The organism is Rufibacter sp. JT3400010, from assembly GCF_054956755.1.
This window is the reverse complement of record NZ_JBUDXA010000001.1, coordinates 42,910-60,262: the sequence shown is the minus strand read 5'-3', so window position 1 is coordinate 60,262 and position 17,353 is coordinate 42,910. Positions and strand designations below refer to the sequence as shown.

Sequence of the window (17,353 nt, the reverse complement as noted above, 5' to 3'; positions counted from 1 at the left end):
ATCTACTATTACTTAGAGATAAGCACGTTATCCAGGAATTTCCTCTACTTATTCCATAGAAAACATAGCGACTTGTTTATCAATGAAGAGGAGCCTTGGATTTTAGCTTGGTTTGGTGGAAAGGCATCAAAAACACTTTTGCTTGTGACTTCACGCCTACTGCGTCCATTCAAAGCATCTCCCTTTGAGTGGAGAATTCGCTTTTTGTTTACTATGGCGCGAATTTACTTCCGTGACTTTCACGTTTGTACTCAAATAGTCACGGAAGTAAATCCGCGCCACAGTTGGCCAACGAGAGAAGTTCAAGCTTCATTCTTCTGTTCCCGCACGTTTAAGCGTTGCAGAAAACACTGCATTTTGTCAAAATGAGAGCCTTTCCAGTACACGTGTTGGCAAAGGACACATTGGTAGAAAGTATGAAAATACTGCTTTGTCTTCGGCTCCAACACGTGCTCAATGGTCTTCTTTTCCACTTCCTGTATCTTTCCGTTGCAGGCCATACAACGGGTAAAAGGCGCTAACTGCCGATCAAGGTCAAATCGGACCAATACTTCCCTGAGTTGTTCGTCAGAATGCTGCGAACGGAGCCAGTAGCCCCATTTTATGGGCTTGTGCTTCAGTAAGCCTACGTCTCGGGTAAGCACAATGCGGTTTTCGTAGGCCGCTATATGCGCGATGGTCGCATCATCATAGTCGTTTTCATAGAAGGTATCTATGCCCAGCAGCCGCAGGTAACGGGCCAGTTTGCCCAAGTGCACGTCCAGAATAAAAGTGGAAGGAACGGGCGAAGGGATTTGCAAGGCCGGCAGGGGTTTCCCCTCACCTTCCGGTACCACCGGATAAACCTCTACTTTGACCCTGTGGTCTAAAGGGGCTGAAAACGTGGCCTCACGCCCATTCAGCGAGATACTTCCTACCTCGGGGTGCGGCACATTACACGCTTCTATGATATCCTTTACCGCCGGAGTGCCCGCAAAAGAATACGCCACCCACTGCTCCCGCTTCCCTTTGGGCAGGAAGTCGTTCAAAGAACCGTGAAAAAGAAGTTGCGCCACGTTCACCATAGTTTCCCGGCTTATAAATAAACTACTTTCAGGGCGAATAAAAGGTTGTTGTTTGCCTGGTAAATAGGTGGTGAATGCGTGGCTAGTTTCTGGCCTGAAATGCAGAAACTAGCCGTAAAATGGCGCAAGTTGAAACATTCCTCCTGTTCAGAAGTTATGCATGTGGAACCTTCTCCTTTACAAACCGACCTTTGCAAGTACCTATCGTTCTTTTCTGGTTCCGGCGAGATTTGCGTCTCACAGACAATGCCGGACTGTATCACGCCCTCACTTCGGGTTACCCTGTTTTACCACTCTTTATCTTTGACCAGGAGATTCTGGAGCAGTTGCCCACAGACCAGGACCGCCGCGTGGAATTCATTCATGAGGTGGTCACCACGTTAGACACGCAACTCCAAGCCTTAGGCTCTTCCCTGCTGGTAAAATTCGGCAAGCCGATGGAAGTTTTAATGGAGCTTTCAGAACAGTACCAACTACAGGCAGTCTACGCCAACCATGACTACGAACCGGCGGCCATCACCCGTGACCAGCAAGTAGCCGCGCTGCTGGAAAGGAAGGGAATTCCCTTCAAAACGTATAAAGACCAGGTCATTTTCGAGAATAGCGAAGTAGTGAAAGACGACGGCTCTCCGTACCGTGTATTTGGGGCCTACAAGCGGAAGTGGCTGGGTAAACTATCTAACTTCTATCTTTCCTCCTATCCAAACGAACGCTACCAGCAGCATTACTTTCAGACTACTCCTTTTCCTGTTCCCGCCTTGGAAACCCTGGGGTTCAGGAGAAGTTCTGAGGCCTTGTTTCCCTCGCTGGAAGTGCCGGAATCTATTATCAAGAACTATGACCAAACCCGGGACCTGCCTTTTCTGCCGGGCACGTCGCGGTTGGGTTTGCACCTGCGGTTTGGGACCATAAGTGTACGCGTGCTGGCCAGGCAAGCGCTGCAATTGAACGCGGTCTGGCTGGGAGAACTCATCTGGCGCGAATTCTTCATGATGATTCTATTCCATTTCCCGCAGGTGGTACACCGGCCCTTCCACCTGGAATATGAGCAGATGGAGTGGCTGAACCAGGAAGAAGCCTTTGAACGTTGGTGCGCGGGAACCACCGGCTACCCCATTGTAGATGCCGGCATGCGGGAACTCAACGCCACCGGCTTCATGCACAACCGCGTGCGCATGATTGCGGCCAGCTTTCTGGTCAAACACCTGCTCATTGACTACCGTTGGGGCGAAACATACTTTGCTCATAAGCTGCTGGATTATGACTTAGCCGCCAACAACGGAAACTGGCAGTGGTGCGCCGGAACCGGGTGTGATGCCGCCCCTTACTTCAGGGTCTTCAATCCTGAGACCCAGACCAAAAAGTTCGACAAACAGCAGGAGTACATCAGAAAGTGGATTCCGGAACTGGGCACCTCGGCCTATCCTGCGCCTATGGTAGACCATGCCTTTGCCCGCGACAGAGTTTTGAAAGCGTATAAAAGTGCGTTAAACAAAGCCCGGGGCACCGGGTCTGGTTCTTAACCGAAGAAGAAAGTCCGTGCGTGGTATCATTTGGGTAACGGAATTCCTAAAACTTCTTTTAAACAAACCGGTACATTCATAGACCATCCTTATTATGTACGAACATGGCACAGACACCAAAAACATACCAACCTACTTTTAACCTGGGCGCTGACCTTCCCATTAACCGCATGGGCTACGGGGCCATGCGGATCACCGGTGATGGCATCTGGGGACCACCCAAAGACCGGGAAGAATGTATTAGAGTTCTGCAACGAACCGTGGAACTAGGCATCAACTTCATTGACACCGCCGACTCTTACGGCCCCAACATCTCAGAAGAACTTATTGCCGAGGCGCTCTACCCTTACCCCAAAGACTTAGTCATTGGCACCAAAGGCGGCTTGCTGCGGACCGGTCCCAACCAATGGCCCATCAATGCCAAACCAGACCACCTCAAAGAAGCCCTGGAAGGCAGTTTGCAGCGCCTGAAATTAGACCGAATAGATTTGTACCAATTGCACCGCGTGGACCCCGAGGTTCCGTTTGAACAGACGCTGGAGTTTTTGCAGGATGCCCAGGAACAGGGTCTCATCAAACACATAGGTCTGTCTGAGGTTACGGTTGAGCAGATTCAGCAGGCGCAGAAGTTTGTAGAGGTGGTGTCAGTACAGAACATGTACAGCTTTGACAACCGCAAATGGGAAGCCGAGCTCATGTACTGCGAAGACAACGCCATTGCTTTTATTCCGTGGTACCCGCTGGGCGGCGGAAACATGAAAGCGCAAGAAACCCTTGACCGGGTAGCTCAAAAGTATAATGCCACTCCCCACCAGATTGCCCTGAGCTGGCTTCTGCACCGCTCACCCAACATTTTGCTTATTCCGGGAACCTCCAAGGTGAAGCATTTGGAAGAAAACTTCCAGGCCGGTGCTATTCCTCTTTCAGAGGAAGATTATGAAACGCTTAACCAGATTGGCTCTGATTCTTTCACCAGCTAAGCCAGAGTTCCTTCTAGTATGACATGAGCTTGCGCTTGTAAAATGGTTAGAGTGCAGCACGTTAATTCTAAACCTGTGAAGTCTTGAAGACCTCACAGGTTTTCCGTTTTAAGCCAGTTTCCGCAAAATAGCTTCACTACGTATTTGAGTCTTTCTGCCTGGGAGTAGCATACTTCCGCGCCATAATTGTTCCTCCTACTTAAAAACCGGACTTTATAGTCCCCTCGCTCGCCTCTGGCGAGTGTGAGCTACCTGCGGCGTCTCGCCACATTAAGACCGGAGTAGGTTATGCAATATATCGGCCAGAGGCCGAAAGTAGCTCACTCTCGCCAGAGGCGAGCGAGGGAAAAGCTGTCTTTTAGTCAAAACATAAAATCTTGGTTAAGACAAGGCAATTAAGTTCTATAATCATTTTAAACACTTTGATTGGGTTCTACGCTAGGATATTAACAGAAGAGGAGCTACTGAGTAGCTCCTCTTCTGTTGCTTGTATTATGCGTTTGCAAACCTTACTCTTTACGCCAGTTTCTTTCCAGAAACCCGGCTCTGCCGGAACCTACAAAATACCTTCCGTAATGGCCGGGATTTTTTCTGTAATAATCCTGATGGTACTCTTCGGCTCTGTAGAAGGGTGCGGCCGGAAGGATGGGCGTTACAATGGGTGTTTCAAACGGACCATTCCGCTGGATTTCCTCTTTGGATTTCTGGGCTTGTTCTTTCTGCTGTTCTGAGTGGTAGAAAATGGCGGTTCTATAGGAAGAGCCCCGGTCACCGAACTGGCCTCCCGCATCTGTGGGGTCAATGGATTCCCAGAAGATGTTTACGATCTCAGGATAGGAAATCACCTCCGGGTCAAACGTCACCTGCACGGCCTCGTAGTGCCCCGTGGTTTCGGAACAGACCTGCTCATAGGTAGGGTTGGGCACGTGACCGCCCGTATACCCCGAGACGACTTCCACCACGCCCTCGTATTTGTGAAAAGGCTTCACCATGCACCAGAAACAGCCGCCCGCAAACGTGGCGACTTCATATTGCTTATCGTTTTGCGTAGATTCCATGATGTTCTATTTTACGGCAAGAGGTAGTATTTAGCTGTAAACTCATTCTCTTCACTTTTGTTGCGCCCCCGCTTTGGAGCAGTTTTTCTAAAAGTAGCTTAAAACCGGAAGTCCCAAAAACACCGTTTAAGGAAAATCGGCTTCTAAATAGACAAACATATGCCCTACTTTCTACAGCACCAACCGGCTGCCCCAGCTCCGGAATCTACTTTCGGCGGAATAGAAGAAACGATTATTCAGGGGGTGCAGGGCCTGAAGCTCTTCATTGAAACCATTGGGGCTTTAATTATTGGCGTAGGCGTGCTCATCGCCCTTTATCACATCATCAAAGGCTTGTTTCCGCCGCAGGTGGAAAGTTACAACAAAATACGGTTGGTGCTGGCACGCTATCTGGCCTTGGCCTTGGAATTCCAGCTTGGTGCCGATATCCTCTCCACCGCCATCGCTCCTTCCTGGGACCAAATTGGTAAACTTGGCGCCATTGCCGTGATCAGAACAGCCCTCAATTACTTTCTGGCGCAGGAGATGAAAGAAGAGAAGAAAGCCGAGGCAGATGGAGCGATAGATAAAACCATGATTCCTGACACAAACCATTTCAAAAAGCCCGAATAACCACAAGCATGCAGATTGTAGGGGCAATCCCATGTGGTTGCCCTTTCATGCACGATCACATAACGCTTAGGGCAACCACGAGGGATTGCCCCTACTTTTTAGAAGCCGAGAGATCATCGCCTTTCTCAATGGCCTGGTAGATGGCATCCAGAATACGCTGTCTGGTGCGCAGGGACAATAACTTGTTAGATACTTTGGGATGCACCCGGTTGGAAAGGAACACATAGACCAACTCGTTTTTAGGGTCTACCCAGATGCAGGTTCCGGTGTAACCGGTGTGGCCGTAGGTTTCTGGCGTGGCCAAAGTGGACGGGTACTTTTGGGTAGTGTCTGGGTCCCAACGGTCAAAGCCCAGGCCTCTGCGGCTCACCTTTGATTGCTTGGAGGTGAACAGTTGCACCGTCTCGGGTTTGAGGTATTGTTTTCCGCCATAGGTGCCGCCATTGAGCATCATCTGGTACAGAATGGCAAGGTCATTAGCGGTGGCGAAAAGACCGGCGTGTCCAGATACACCGCCCATGCGCGCCGCACCGCCATCGTGCACGTAGCCTCTCAGCAGCATTTTCCGGAAACTGGCGTCTATTTCAGTGGGCACAATGCGGCTCTGGGGGAAACGATTCAAGGGCAGGAAACCGGCCGTTTGCATGCCCAGCGGCCCATAGAAGTTCTTCGCCACGAAGGAATCCAGGGACATATGCGCTTGATTTTCTACTGCCTCTTTGAGGTAATACATGCTCACATCGGCGTAGACGTACTTGTCTTTCACGCCCATTTTGGCGTTGAGCATACGGGGCCAGATCACCTCTTTGAAATAGTCTTTCCTGATGTAAGCGCTGTCTCCTGCTTTCACGGTGTAGTAGTCCGTGGGTACGGGACTTACATCCTGGGCCTGGAGCGGCAAGTTTACGCCCGCCGGTAACCCGGACTGGTGTAGCAGCAACTCCCGAATTTTGATACCGGCTTTATTGGTGTTTTTGGCGGAAGGCACATAAAACGCGAAAGAAGAATCTAAGGCCATTTTCTGCTGGTCATACAGGTTCATCACCGCCATAGTTGTAGCCGACACTTTGGTTACCGAAGCGAGGTCGAAAATATCTGTGATCTGGGTGGGCTGGGTATTCTCATAGGTGTGCGACCCGTAGGCTTTCTGAAAAATGACCTTTCCGTTTTTGGCCACCAGCACCACCGCTCCCGGCGTAGCCTGCTCTCTGATCGCCTCGGCCACAATGCCGTCAATGGAGGGCTGCAAGTCAGAGGTTTTGATGCCCACTTCCTCCGGAACGCTGTATTCCAACCGAATGGCCGTGGTTTTAAAACCATCTCCCTTCTTGAATTTAGTGGAGATCATAGTGGGCAAAGTACCCGAAGCCGCCACGCCCCCGAAGATAAGTTGGGCCGCATACGTCGCCGTGGCCGCTGTTTCTTTCTCAGACCAGATGATAGGAGCCGTCAAAGGTTCGGCATAGGCCAGGTGCTCCGGTTTACCAAACACCGCGAGTACCAGTCGCTTCTGGCTCTGGAGTTGCAACAGAAAGTCCAGGTTCTTTTTATTGCCCAGCGCTGAAGCCTCAACCTGCACAATCACCGTCTGAAACCCTGCCAACGCGCTGAGCAGTGGGGCAAAAGAATTGTTCTGGACATACACTGCCGCGGGAAACGCCGTGACACTGGTGTACTTATTCAGTAAACTGTCAAACTGAGCCGCGTAGGTCACATTCAAGGAAACACTCGCTATCTTCTGCTCCAGATTCTTGAGGGGAACCACTCCACTCTGGTTGTTGAGCAACACCGTGTTCTTGATGGCGTCTTTGTGTTGCTGCAGCCAGGTCTGGCTTTTCTTGTTTTCATTCCGCTGCGCCAGGGTACCGCAGGAAAAACTAGTCAAAATCACCAACACCAGAATACTCTGGAGAACAGAACTTTTTACCGCTTTTGAATACATGTGTTATGAATTGAACCAGGCAGATGCATGAAGTGCCTTTTCACACTTGAGCATGATACTACCCGCAGGAATACGAGATTTAGGAAGAAGGGCAATTTAGGAAAAAATGGCTGTTAATGTCTTCTCCATTGGTGTGAGAAGTGTAAGGCAGCCCCGTTTAAGTAACTGGAAAGGTTTGTGAGGGTTGTTAGCTGCGTACTGACTTCTATTGATGGTGCAGCAAACGTTTTTGAGGCTTTCGCTTCACGGAAGTTGCAAACTTCCGACCATTATGGGTCCAAGTCGAAAACTTGAACTATGTTTTTTTTTGCAAGCATCTATGTCACTCTATTCCCTCGAAAACATCTATGGCACGGAAGTTACTTCCGTGACTATAAGTAATTGAACCAAGTTGTCTTTAATCAACCTGTTCAATCCCTTTCCTCGGCCTGTCCCCTGACAGACCGATACTTTCAAGTGAAATCCTGTCAATATTGGTTTGGCTTGTCAGGGAACAGGCCAAGGAAACGGGATAAGCGGAGGAAGTGAGACTGATCAAGGAAACGAGACAACCAAAGAAAACGAATTAAGCCTCTCTCAAGCCATGGAAGGTACTACCAAGACATGAGAGAGGCTTCAAGAAATAAATAACCTAGATAGATATTCTATTCCTGATCATCCACAAACTTACCGTGTTTGGGGATGGCGATGGTTTCGAACTCATCTACCAGCTTTTGCAGGCCTTTGGTGAGTGCTTCGCCTTCCATATATTTCCCGTGGCCGGGTACAATCAGTTGGGGGTTGAGCGCGGCTAGTTTCCGAACCGATTCCCAGGCGGCTTGCCAGTCGGTGGTGAGGTAGCGGGGCGGGCCTTGTATTTCTTCTACCTGCATGAGGACTTTGTAAAACGAATCCTGTTTGACGGTAATGACGGCATCGGCGGAGATGAGGGTGCGGTCGGTTTCCCGGAAAAGGGCTACCTGCCCTGGCGAGTGGCCGGGTACAAACACCCAGTGCCAGTCTGGTAACACAGGAATGGTTCCGTCCTTGGGCAGGGGCAGCAAGTTAGCTTCGCTGATGTCAATGGGTTCATTGGGGTAAATAGCTGAAATTTTGGCCAGCATCCCTCCTTCCACGGTCACGTCTGGTTCTGGGTAGGCCTGTTTGCCGGTCAGGAAGGGGAACTCATACGGGTGCGCATACACGGGCACCTGCCAGGCTTCCAGCAAACCCACCAATCCGCCTACGTGGTCAAAGTGGCCGTGCGTCAGAACAATAGCTGCTGGTTTCGCATCCTTTCCGAAGATACTCTCCACTACTTCCTTTATTTCTTCGGATGATTTTGGCATACCAGCATCTACCAAGACCCAGTGCGCGGCAGTACCTATCATCACAAAGTTGACAATCTGGTTGGTGTAGTAGTAGACATCTGGTCTTACCTGCCAGGCTTTGCCCGAAGAGACAGAGGTCATGGGAATGAATTTATTGTCTTCGCTTTGGCGCATGTTTGAGTCCATCTTCTGTAGCGGGTTGGTTAGGTTTTTCTAAACGCCAACAGTTCAGAAGTGTTACAGCCCAAGGAACAAGCTTAACCTAAGATATATTTCGACTTAAAAATCAGCTATAAGTTTGCGCGTGTTTCAGAGCCGTTTTTCATAAATCAGCTTCGAAATGGGTAAATAGAAGAAAGTTAAACAGGAGCAGGACTAAGGTTAATGACAAACTAAACACCTATTTTGTCATCCTGAAAGGATCTTGTGAGCGAACGGCAATGGCGTTTATTTGCAGCTTTTCTAGTTCGTCCACAAGATCCTTTCAGGATGACAGGGAGAGAAGAAGATACTTTATTTCTGCCTAATTAATTAGGGGCAGTACCGTGTGGAAATAGGGGAAAGGAAATCTAGCTTACCCCAATCCTGCTTCCTTAGCCAAAGCCACCAGATCTGCTACATTGGCGGTACCCAGCCGGGACTGAATGTTCCGCCGGTGGGTATTCACGGTGTGTACACTTAGGTAAAGTTGATCGGCGATGGCTTTAGAGCTTTTCCCTTTGCAAACCATAGACAGTACTTCGGTTTCGCGCTTGCTCAGACTTTTGAAAAGAAGTTCGTTTTTATGCTTCAGGTTTTCCCGAAGGGCGGTAATCAACTGTTTTTCGGTGCTCATGCGGGGGCTCAAGTCCACATCTACGCAAAGAATCTCCTTCACGTGCCCGTCTTGGTCATGGCAGAAGGCCTTGGCCCAGCCAATAAACCACCGGTATTCTTTCTGGGCTTTGTGCCGGGCCCGGAAAACTCCACCAAATTCGGCTCCGGTAAATTCCTGGTAATGCGAGATGCTGTCTTCAGGAATGTTCAGGTCCTCTGGGTGTACAATCTGCTGCATGTAGGCCATGGTCCCCATCTCTTTGATCTCTTCCAGGGTATAGCCCAGCGTTTCCTCATTGGTTTTATTGCACCAGGTTACGCCGTTATGCAGGTCAGACACGTAGATGTTGGCCGGCACCTCATGAATGATTCTCTCCAGAAAAGCACATTTCTCCTGCATGGCTGTAAGTTGTTCCTGAAGCTTTTCCACCTCATCATTCTTCTTCACCGTATTCTTCATGCAACTCTTTTCTTATTAATTCTTGTATTTAAACGTTTTGCCCTGCCGCCAAAGCAAACTCCGGCACTTCTATGACGTGACCAGACGGCAATTTTCCTATCTCAATATCTCCAATTCTCACTCGTATAAGCCGGAGGGTTGGAAAGCCCACCGCCGCCGTCATTTTCCTGACCTGCCGGTTCTTGCCTTCTGTGAGGGTAATGGAAACCCAACTGGTGGGCCCGTGCCGGTCATCGCGCACTCGTCGGGACCGCTCCGGAAAAATGGGCGCTGGGTCTAACCGATAGGCCGCGCAGGGCAAAGTAAAATATGGTTGTTTTTCGTGTGAAATCTCAATGCCGCCTTGCCGCAGTTGCTCCAGGGCCTCTGGTGTGATGAGACCATCTACCTGGGCGTAGTACTCTTTTTCCACCTTCCGGCTTCGCACGTGCTCGCTCATTTTACCGTCTGTGGTGAGTAGTAGCAGCCCTTCGCTGTCCTGGTCTAACCTTCCAATGGCCATGGTACCCGCCGGAAACGCATACAAATCGCCCAGCAACTTCTTGTTTTTAGGATTGCCGATGAATTGACTGAGGTAGCCAAAAGGTTTGTGCAAGATGAAATGACGATGGGTATATTCTGGAACAGCCAAGGATTTGGGGGTATTTACAGGCTAATTTGCGTAAATAAGGCCAAAAATGGAAATAAAATAGATGTTTTGTCCAGTTTTTGGGAAATCAGCCGTTCATTAGATTGAACTATCACTCACATTCGCTCGCCTCTGGCGAGTGTGAGCTACCTGCGGCGTCCCGCCTCTGAGTACCTCACAGAAAACGTTATCACCAGCACAAGCAGAACCTAAGAAGCGGCCATTGGCCAAAAGCAGTCCACACTCGCAAGAGGCAATCAAGAGCCTATGAGAGTTGTTTACCGAGTTCAAGTTTAGGCAACTGTCTAAAGATGTAAGCTAAACAGCCGGGAAAAGGATTCGTATGGCTGTTTATGAATAAGAAGTTCATTACTTATCTGGTTTCCTTTGCGGCTTTTTTCGGGCCGTTTTCGCAATCTATTTATACGCCTTTGTTGCCATCTGTGCAGCAGCAGTTCCAGACTTCTGAATATACGCTGAACCTGACCATCTCCATCTTCACGTTTGTGATGGCCAGTATGCAGATTGTCTACGGCCCTTTGGTGGACATTCACGGTAGGCGTCGGTTGCTGCTGCCCGGAGTGGTGCTGTACATAGCGGCTTCCGTTGGAGCAGCATTTTCGGGCTCAGTGTACGGGCTACTATTTTTCCGGGTATTTCAAGCCTTGGGGATTGCGGTAGGCTCAGTGGTGGCTACTACTGTAATAAGCGATTTGTTTGAGGGAAAGGAACGTGGTCGCGCCATGGGCACTTTCCAGATGCTGGTGGCCCTTGGCCCCGTGGTGGGTCCTGTGATTGGCGGCTTTGTGGGGCAATATTTCGGCTTTCACGGGGTGTTCTGGGTTTTGGCAGGAGCCGCCGTTCTGCTATTAGGCTTCAGTTACCGTTTTCTGCCTGAAACCAGACCCGCCGTTAACCAGGGCAACCGTTTCCATGTGCGTGATTTTTCCAGCATCCTTACGCAACCGGCCGGGTCCGCTATCATGGCGCTGGGGTTTGCCCAGTATTTTTCGTTTTATATTTTTCTGGTGTTTTTACCCTCGCTGTTGACCCAAGTGTACCAGCTCTCCCCTAGCCAGAACGGCATGGTTTTCCTGCCTTTGTCGGTGGCGGTGATGGTGGGCAGCCTGGTAGGCGGGCGGTTACAGGAGCGGTTTGAACCAAGGAAGTTTTTGCTGACCTCCTCGGCATTTAATGTACTGGCAGTCTTTCTATTTGTGTGGGCAGCACCTGTATCTCTCGCCATTCTGATCGGCACTATCTCTTTTTTCGGCTTATGCCTGGGCGTGTCTTTGCCTATCCAGACTACTTTGCTGGCCAACGAATTCCCGAATAAACGTGCTACGGCCATTGGCGTGTATAATTTCTTCCGGTATGTGGGGATGGGTGCGGGGCCTTTGCTAGGAACGTATTTTTACCACCTTGGGAACAGGATGGAATTCGTGTTTGCCGGTATTTTGTTTGGGGTTGTGGTGGCGTTAGCTTTTTTTATGTTTTCTAGAAATACTGTTTCGGAATCATCGGCAATGACCTGAAGTTACTTAGGGTGAAGGTTGTCATGGGAATGCATGCTGTTTACTGTTTCCATGGTTTGGCTGCTTTTTGCGTGGGATTTTTTGGTGCATGCAGTTTGCCTGTTCCCTTGGCTTGGCTGCTTGATGCGTGGGTGCAAATGCTGGGTTGTTTCATCGTTGACGGTAAGCGCTCACGGCCGCGAGGCCCCGTCTTCCCCTCGCGCACTGCCCTTTCGGCCTACCTTGTCCTTTGCGTTTAGTTTTGCCTTTCCAGGGCCAAAAGCGAGGCGCGCTCGGGAAAGACTGGAACTGGCAATGTGTAGGGGAAAGTAGCGGAAGAGATGATAGTAGAACATATGTAGAGACCAGGCACTGCCTTGTCTCTAGTACGCATTGCTATCTTTTTAGAGAAAATATTCCCTCTAAAGAGGAGACTCCCCATTTGAAGGGGGCGAAGGGGGATGTTTACAACTGCCGATCACACGCATTGCTTTCTCCTTCAGAGCGAATTCCCATTAGGAAACATGGTTCAAGTCTGTGACTTGGACCTACCATGACCGGAAGTTTGCAAAACTGGGAGGTGAATGCCTTAAATACGTTTCCTTTGCAGCCTCTCTAGTATAGTTTAGGCGCGTTGCCTTCCTCAGAGGAGTTGAGTTTTCTCCTTCGGAGGCAATCCAACTCATTTAGTTATTACAGGTTCTAATTTGCTATTCGGCGACACATACTTGGTTTAGAGGATTTTTACCTTCACAGCATTACTACATGGCTCAATAATTTTGTCAAATCTTCACGAGCTATTCTGGCTTGTTTTCTGTAAAACAGGGCCAAAGTGGTTTAAATCATTTTCCTCCTCCATGGAGGAAGAGCTACGTTTTATCCGCCCAAGGGAAACTCTTCTACCACGGTATAGATAGGGTGCGGCGAAGCTAATTGTGACTGCCACAGGGCTAAGGACGAGACAGGATACAATATCTCCTGCGGCGGTGTGACAAGGGGCAAATCGCGCGGAATGGCTCCTTCCCTGCGGAAGCGACATAGCGTCACGTGCGGAATGAACTTCTCCTGCTTGGGTGGCGCGGGCGAAAGGGCCTGGGTCAGGTCCTGACTAAGTTGCGAAAAGGCCGTGTTTTGCTGAAAACGAGCCCAAATCAGGCGGGGTGATTTGGGTTTGGGTCCGGGTTCCAGTTGTTCTAGGGTAAGCGTGAACGGTGAGTGCCGCTGCGCTACCTGGGCCAGCGTCTGCCTGATGTATGTGTCTTCCGTAGCGGGCACGTTCCCGATGAAGTACAGTGTGAGGTGCAGATTCTGGTCCGGCACAGCTCTGATGTTGGGATCTTCGTACGCCTGCCGCGCCTCTGTGAGGTACGCAATTACCTCTTCCGGCAACCTGGCCGCTACAAATAATCGGATGGTGTCTTTCATGTGTTTTAGAAAATCATGATCGTCTTTGTTCTATCCATACGTTACAAACCTTCTCCAGGCAAAACCATCTCAATTGATTTAATTCAATTTAAGTATTAATCTCAAAATTGATTTTTGAAAGGTATGTCAGGTAGAAGGGTTACCTTTTGTGTAATATCTATTTCAGCAATACTGGGTTTTAAACGGATTAGGAATGCATTTAAAATATAGTTGATACAAGAATAATCATTCTTACTTGCTTTTAAATATTTTAACAACATTTCCAGAAATAGAAGCATCTTAATTAAATTCTACTTATTTCTACCAGGCTATAAAGTTGCCTTAATTATTATTTTATTTAATTTTTTTGAAAAGTACGCCCAAAATTAAGCAGTTGTTCAGGAATCGTATTAAACAATTCGTATTACTTATCTATAAAGCAATATTTAAAAAATCCAGTCAAGTAACTCCTGTCGTAGGTCTCTCCAGCAAAGCTTACTGAGTAGTAAGTGGTTATAACTCATCTTACATTACAAGCTTATGAGAATTTTTACGGGAGTACGACCCAAAATTTGGGTAACCGGACTGGCAATTGCTGGTCTATTTATCGCTGGAGTTACCAGTAATTATCTGGAATCATCCAGCCACAGGGAAGCACCTATTATTGCTAATGACCCTTTAGCTGACAATACGGACGTCTATGCTTTCCGGAGCCCCACCAATCCGAACAATGTAGTGATTATTGCCAATTTTATCCCTTTCCAACTTCCGCACGGCGGGCCTAATTATTTCAACTTCGGGGAAGATATTGCCTATGACATTCGGATTAAAAACAATACCAGGACTAATTATGATGATGTTATCTACCGTTTTGAGTTCAAAAAGGTAAACGAAGATCCTACTACTTTCTTCAAAATAAGACTAGGAAAGGAAAATCAGAAAGCCACCTATACCATTAATAAAAGCTTAGATGGGGGCAAAACCTGGAACATGATCTTGAGCAATGGAAAGGTAGCGCCTTATAACGTAGGTCCGCGTTCCATTGAAACGGCAGTAGGTTTAAATTCAAACTATGATGCCCTTATGCGATCAGCAATCATGAGAACGTCTGATGATTCAAGGGTATTCTGTGGTCCGGTAGACGATCCTTTCTTTATTGATGTGGGCGGTATCATGGACTTAGGCAATGTAAGGCCCCAAATGGCACCAGATGGACTTGCGAAATTGAATGTGCATACCATTGCCATGGAAATTCCTATTTACCGTGTGACTGATTTCTTCAGACCCGTTGACCAGGCGTTTGACATTCTTGACTCCAGGTTTACCATTGGGGTGTGGGCATCTGCCAGCCGCAAGCAAATGACGGTACGCAATACCAACGGCACCGTAACCAGCTCTGGACCTTATGTGCAGGTTTCCCGTTTGGGTATGCCGCTTACCAATGAGGTAGTTATTCCTATTGGCCGCAAAGACGAATGGAACGCCACCCCGTCCAGCGCAGACAACAAGGATTTTGAGCAGTACTTCGTGAACCCGGAACTGGCCTTGTACATGGATGATTCTAAGTTTGGAAGCGCTGTTCCTGGCTTTGCACCGTTGAGAATCCAGACCAGGTCCTTAGGCACCTATGACTTCAGAAACGGAGCTCCCGGCTTGTACCCATTATTGGGGAATCCGGCTACCAGAGGTACTGCCCTGGATAGCAGATTGTACGGTAATTACTTACTAAGACCCAACCAGCCGCGTTCCGTGGATTTGCTCCCTATCTTCATGACCGGCGTGCCCAATCTGGCACCCTACCAGTTGGCCACCGGCAAGGGAGGCAACCCACTGGCGAAAGGCAAACCGTTCATCAACAACTTCCTGCCCACTTTTGGCGACATGCTCCGGATCAACATGGCGGTGCCTGTTACCCCACGCAATTCACCAGACTTCAGCAGCTTAGGATTAGTGCAGGCGGCGGTTCTTGGTTTGACAGATGCGCGCTTCAATACCACCCCAAATCTGCAGTTCATTCCTAACATGGACGGCTTCCCTAACGGACGTCGCTTAGAAGATGACGTGACCCGCATTGAGTTGCAGGCGGTAAGTGGGGTGGTGTTAGCCGCCATTGGTTTGTGGTATGATGATTACGTACCCGGCGGCAGCCCTGTCACCCAAGATCTGGTAGATGTGTTGAGCTTTACCGAAGGCGTGGACAAAAACGATAAAGCGTTCCAGGCGCAGTTCCCGTATGAGGCCAAACCTTGGGAAGGATTCTCAGATGGTCACATCGCCATCAATTGTGACATAAACGGCAATCCTATTCCTATGACAGCCATAGCACCAGGCATGGCAATGAATCTGGCCGCTCCGGAAGTGGCGCTGCAACAGGTAGAGAACTACCCTAACCCAGCCAGAGACGTGACCACGTTCCGTTACAAGATTGGCCAACCCGGCGCGGTAAGTCTGCAGATCTACAATGAAACGGGTGTTTTGGTGGCTTCGCCGCTGAAAAAGGTACAAACCAAAGTGGGAGTTCATGAAACAGTTGTGAATGTGAGAAACCTGAAAAACGGAATTTATTTCGCCCGCATCCAAACCGGGCCAGATACTTTCCAAACCCTTAAGTTCATTGTGAACAAATAAGGCAAGCAAAGACCGGTGCCTTTGGTGCCGGTCTTTCATTTCTTCTTCTACCTCTTATTTCTACAGATATGAAAAAAAACTACCTATACATACCAGTGCTGGCTGCCTCCTTTTTGGTAGCATTTGGGTTCTTTTACCTGTACAAAGGACATCAGGAACCAGCTATTCCGCAATTGAAAGAACGCCAGGGTCCCATTTCCACTTCCAGCGAATGGCTAAACACCAAAGCGGCTATAAGTGGGTTGCAACGGAACCTGCGCGAAAAACCCAATGACCACCAAAGTAAACTTTTGCTGGCGTTGGCCTATATGCAGGAAGCCCGTATTACCGGCGATCACCCCTACTATTACCCAGCGGCGCTGAAGCTGATTGAGGAAGTGCTGGAGGACAAGCCAGAGTCACCGGTCATGGTGTACGAAGCCACCGTAGCCAAAGCCTCCATCCAACTCTCGCTCCACCAATTTGACAAAGCCCTGGAAACCGGAAAAGCAGCCCAGGCTATCAATCCGCGTGGCGCGGCCGTGTACGGAGTTTTATGCGATGCCAACGTAGAATTAGGAAACTATGAGGAAGCCATTGCCATGGCCGACCAGATGACGGCTCTCCGGCCAGATCTGAAATCGTACTCACGGGTATCTTACTTACGGGAAATACACGGAGACTTACCCGGTGCCATAGAAGCTTTGGCCGCTGCCGAAAGAGCCGGTTTTCCAGGGTTAGAGCAAACTGCCTGGACCCAATTCACTTTAGGGCAGTTATATGAGAAAACCGGAGATCTGGCTAAAGCCGAATTCCAGTATCAAAAAGCGTTGGCTGAATACAACCAGTACGCGTTTGCTTTAGGAGGCTTAGGCCGAATTGCCCTTAAGAAAAATCAGCAAAAACAAGCGCTTGCTCTCTTTGTGAAAGCAGCCAACACGCTGCCCGAATTTACCTTTCAGGAGGAATTAGTGCGGTTTTACCAAAAACACGGCCAAAACAGAAAAGCCGAAGAGACTTTAGAAGAACTCATAGCGGGCATGGAAGAAGACCAGGAAGCAGGCCACATAGTGGATCTGGAGCTGGCGAACATCCACCTGGAGTTAGACAAGAACATACCCAAAGCCCTGGAATACGCACTCAAAGAATACGAGCGAAGACCAGCGAATATAGACGTGAACAAGACTTTGGCCAATATTTACTACCACCAGCAAAACTACGCCAAAGCGGCCGTGCACATCCAGAAAGCCAACCGCACCAACAGCCAGGATGCCGACCTTATTTGCCTCACTGGCCTCATCAACTACCGCATGGGGAAATTGGCAGCCGGACAAAACCTGATCAAAAAATCATTCGCCATTAACCCTTATCAAACTTCACCCCTTAGCTTTGAAGGCAAAAATCTCTTAGGTTCTTCTATCTCCAAATTATAAGA

13 protein-coding genes are annotated in these 17,353 nt (G+C 49.0%); 6 read left to right on the top strand and 7 right to left on the bottom strand.

Annotated features, from left to right (window positions below):
* Positions 1–302 precede the first annotated feature (302 nt).
* Positions 303–1,064, bottom strand: a complete 762-nt coding sequence (locus tag ACY0JR_RS00205; protein ID WP_462631771.1) for a Mut7-C RNAse domain-containing protein — start codon at positions 1,062–1,064, stop codon at positions 303–305.
* 191 nt (positions 1,065–1,255) lie between these two features.
* On the opposite strand from ACY0JR_RS00205, the gene ACY0JR_RS00200 reads away from it, so the two are divergent.
* Positions 1,256–2,587 carry a cryptochrome/photolyase family protein gene (locus ACY0JR_RS00200; protein ID WP_462631770.1) on the top strand — a complete coding sequence of 444 codons (1,332 nt, stop codon included), beginning with the start codon at positions 1,256–1,258 and terminating at the stop codon, positions 2,585–2,587.
* Positions 2,588–2,691: 104 nt separating this feature from the next.
* Positions 2,692–3,567 (top strand): aldo/keto reductase, encoded by an 876-nt coding sequence (locus tag ACY0JR_RS00195; protein ID WP_462631769.1) that lies wholly within the window; start codon positions 2,692–2,694, stop codon positions 3,565–3,567.
* A gap of 509 nt (positions 3,568–4,076) precedes the next feature.
* On the opposite strand, the gene msrA is transcribed toward ACY0JR_RS00195, so the two are convergent.
* Entirely contained in the window at positions 4,077–4,625 is a 549-nt protein-coding gene (msrA, locus tag ACY0JR_RS00190; protein WP_462631768.1) for a peptide-methionine (S)-S-oxide reductase MsrA, read from the bottom strand.
* Between the two features lie 159 nt (positions 4,626–4,784).
* On the opposite strand from msrA, the gene ACY0JR_RS00185 reads away from it, so the two are divergent.
* Complete coding sequence (locus ACY0JR_RS00185) at positions 4,785–5,237, top strand: DUF1622 domain-containing protein (RefSeq protein WP_462631767.1); 453 nt, start codon at positions 4,785–4,787, stop codon at positions 5,235–5,237.
* 91 nt (positions 5,238–5,328) lie between these two features.
* Here the strand turns inward: ACY0JR_RS00185 and ACY0JR_RS00180 are convergent, their stop codons facing one another.
* The 4 genes from ACY0JR_RS00180 to ACY0JR_RS00165 form a co-directional block, all read right to left on the bottom strand.
* Positions 5,329–7,179, bottom strand: a complete 1,851-nt coding sequence (locus ACY0JR_RS00180) for a serine hydrolase domain-containing protein (RefSeq protein WP_462631766.1) — start codon at positions 7,177–7,179, stop codon at positions 5,329–5,331.
* Between the two features lie 644 nt (positions 7,180–7,823).
* The gene (locus tag ACY0JR_RS00175; RefSeq protein WP_462631765.1) at positions 7,824–8,675 is read right to left on the bottom strand and encodes an MBL fold metallo-hydrolase; all 852 of its coding nucleotides are present in this window, start codon (positions 8,673–8,675) and stop codon (positions 7,824–7,826) included.
* A gap of 388 nt (positions 8,676–9,063) precedes the next feature.
* The gene (locus ACY0JR_RS00170) at positions 9,064–9,765 is read right to left on the bottom strand and encodes a LuxR C-terminal-related transcriptional regulator (RefSeq protein ID WP_462631764.1); all 702 of its coding nucleotides are present in this window, start codon (positions 9,763–9,765) and stop codon (positions 9,064–9,066) included.
* A gap of 28 nt (positions 9,766–9,793) precedes the next feature.
* Positions 9,794–10,360, bottom strand: a complete 567-nt coding sequence (locus ACY0JR_RS00165) for a pseudouridine synthase (protein WP_462631763.1) — start codon at positions 10,358–10,360, stop codon at positions 9,794–9,796.
* 386 nt (positions 10,361–10,746) lie between these two features.
* Between ACY0JR_RS00165 and ACY0JR_RS00160 the strand changes: the two genes are divergently transcribed.
* Complete coding sequence (locus ACY0JR_RS00160; RefSeq protein WP_462631762.1) at positions 10,747–11,928, top strand: MFS transporter; 1,182 nt, start codon at positions 10,747–10,749, stop codon at positions 11,926–11,928.
* 855 nt (positions 11,929–12,783) lie between these two features.
* Here the strand turns inward: ACY0JR_RS00160 and thpR are convergent.
* The gene (gene thpR, locus ACY0JR_RS00155) at positions 12,784–13,332 is read right to left on the bottom strand and encodes an RNA 2',3'-cyclic phosphodiesterase (protein WP_462631761.1); all 549 of its coding nucleotides are present in this window, start codon (positions 13,330–13,332) and stop codon (positions 12,784–12,786) included.
* A gap of 519 nt (positions 13,333–13,851) precedes the next feature.
* On the opposite strand from thpR, the gene ACY0JR_RS00150 reads away from it, so the two are divergent.
* Both ACY0JR_RS00150 and ACY0JR_RS00145 read left to right on the top strand, forming a co-directional pair.
* Positions 13,852–15,939: a DUF4331 family protein gene (locus tag ACY0JR_RS00150; protein WP_462631760.1), complete on the top strand. Its 2,088-nt coding sequence runs from the start codon at positions 13,852–13,854 to the stop codon at positions 15,937–15,939.
* 68 nt (positions 15,940–16,007) lie between these two features.
* Positions 16,008–17,351, top strand: a complete 1,344-nt coding sequence (locus ACY0JR_RS00145) for a tetratricopeptide repeat protein (RefSeq protein WP_462631759.1) — start codon at positions 16,008–16,010, stop codon at positions 17,349–17,351.
* Positions 17,352–17,353 lie beyond the last annotated feature (2 nt).

What these genes read in the sequence shown, in the direction of transcription:
- ACY0JR_RS00205 (WP_462631771.1), bottom strand. Translation starts at nt 1,064, where the DNA reads ATGGTGAACGTGGCGCAACTTCTTTTTCACGGTTCTTTGAACGACTTC.
- ACY0JR_RS00195 (WP_462631769.1), top strand. Translation starts at nt 2,692, where the DNA reads ATGGCACAGACACCAAAAACATACCAACCTACTTTTAACCTGGGCGCT.
- msrA (WP_462631768.1), bottom strand. Translation starts at nt 4,625, where the DNA reads ATGGAATCTACGCAAAACGATAAGCAATATGAAGTCGCCACGTTTGCG.
- ACY0JR_RS00185 (WP_462631767.1), top strand. Translation starts at nt 4,785, where the DNA reads ATGCCCTACTTTCTACAGCACCAACCGGCTGCCCCAGCTCCGGAATCT.
- ACY0JR_RS00180 (WP_462631766.1), bottom strand. Translation starts at nt 7,179, where the DNA reads ATGTATTCAAAAGCGGTAAAAAGTTCTGTTCTCCAGAGTATTCTGGTG.
- ACY0JR_RS00175 (WP_462631765.1), bottom strand. Translation starts at nt 8,675, where the DNA reads ATGGACTCAAACATGCGCCAAAGCGAAGACAATAAATTCATTCCCATG.
- ACY0JR_RS00170 (WP_462631764.1), bottom strand. Translation starts at nt 9,765, where the DNA reads ATGAAGAATACGGTGAAGAAGAATGATGAGGTGGAAAAGCTTCAGGAA.
- ACY0JR_RS00160 (WP_462631762.1), top strand. Translation starts at nt 10,747, where the DNA reads ATGAATAAGAAGTTCATTACTTATCTGGTTTCCTTTGCGGCTTTTTTC.
- thpR (WP_462631761.1), bottom strand. Translation starts at nt 13,332, where the DNA reads ATGAAAGACACCATCCGATTATTTGTAGCGGCCAGGTTGCCGGAAGAG.
- ACY0JR_RS00150 (WP_462631760.1), top strand. Translation starts at nt 13,852, where the DNA reads ATGAGAATTTTTACGGGAGTACGACCCAAAATTTGGGTAACCGGACTG.
- ACY0JR_RS00145 (WP_462631759.1), top strand. Translation starts at nt 16,008, where the DNA reads ATGAAAAAAAACTACCTATACATACCAGTGCTGGCTGCCTCCTTTTTG.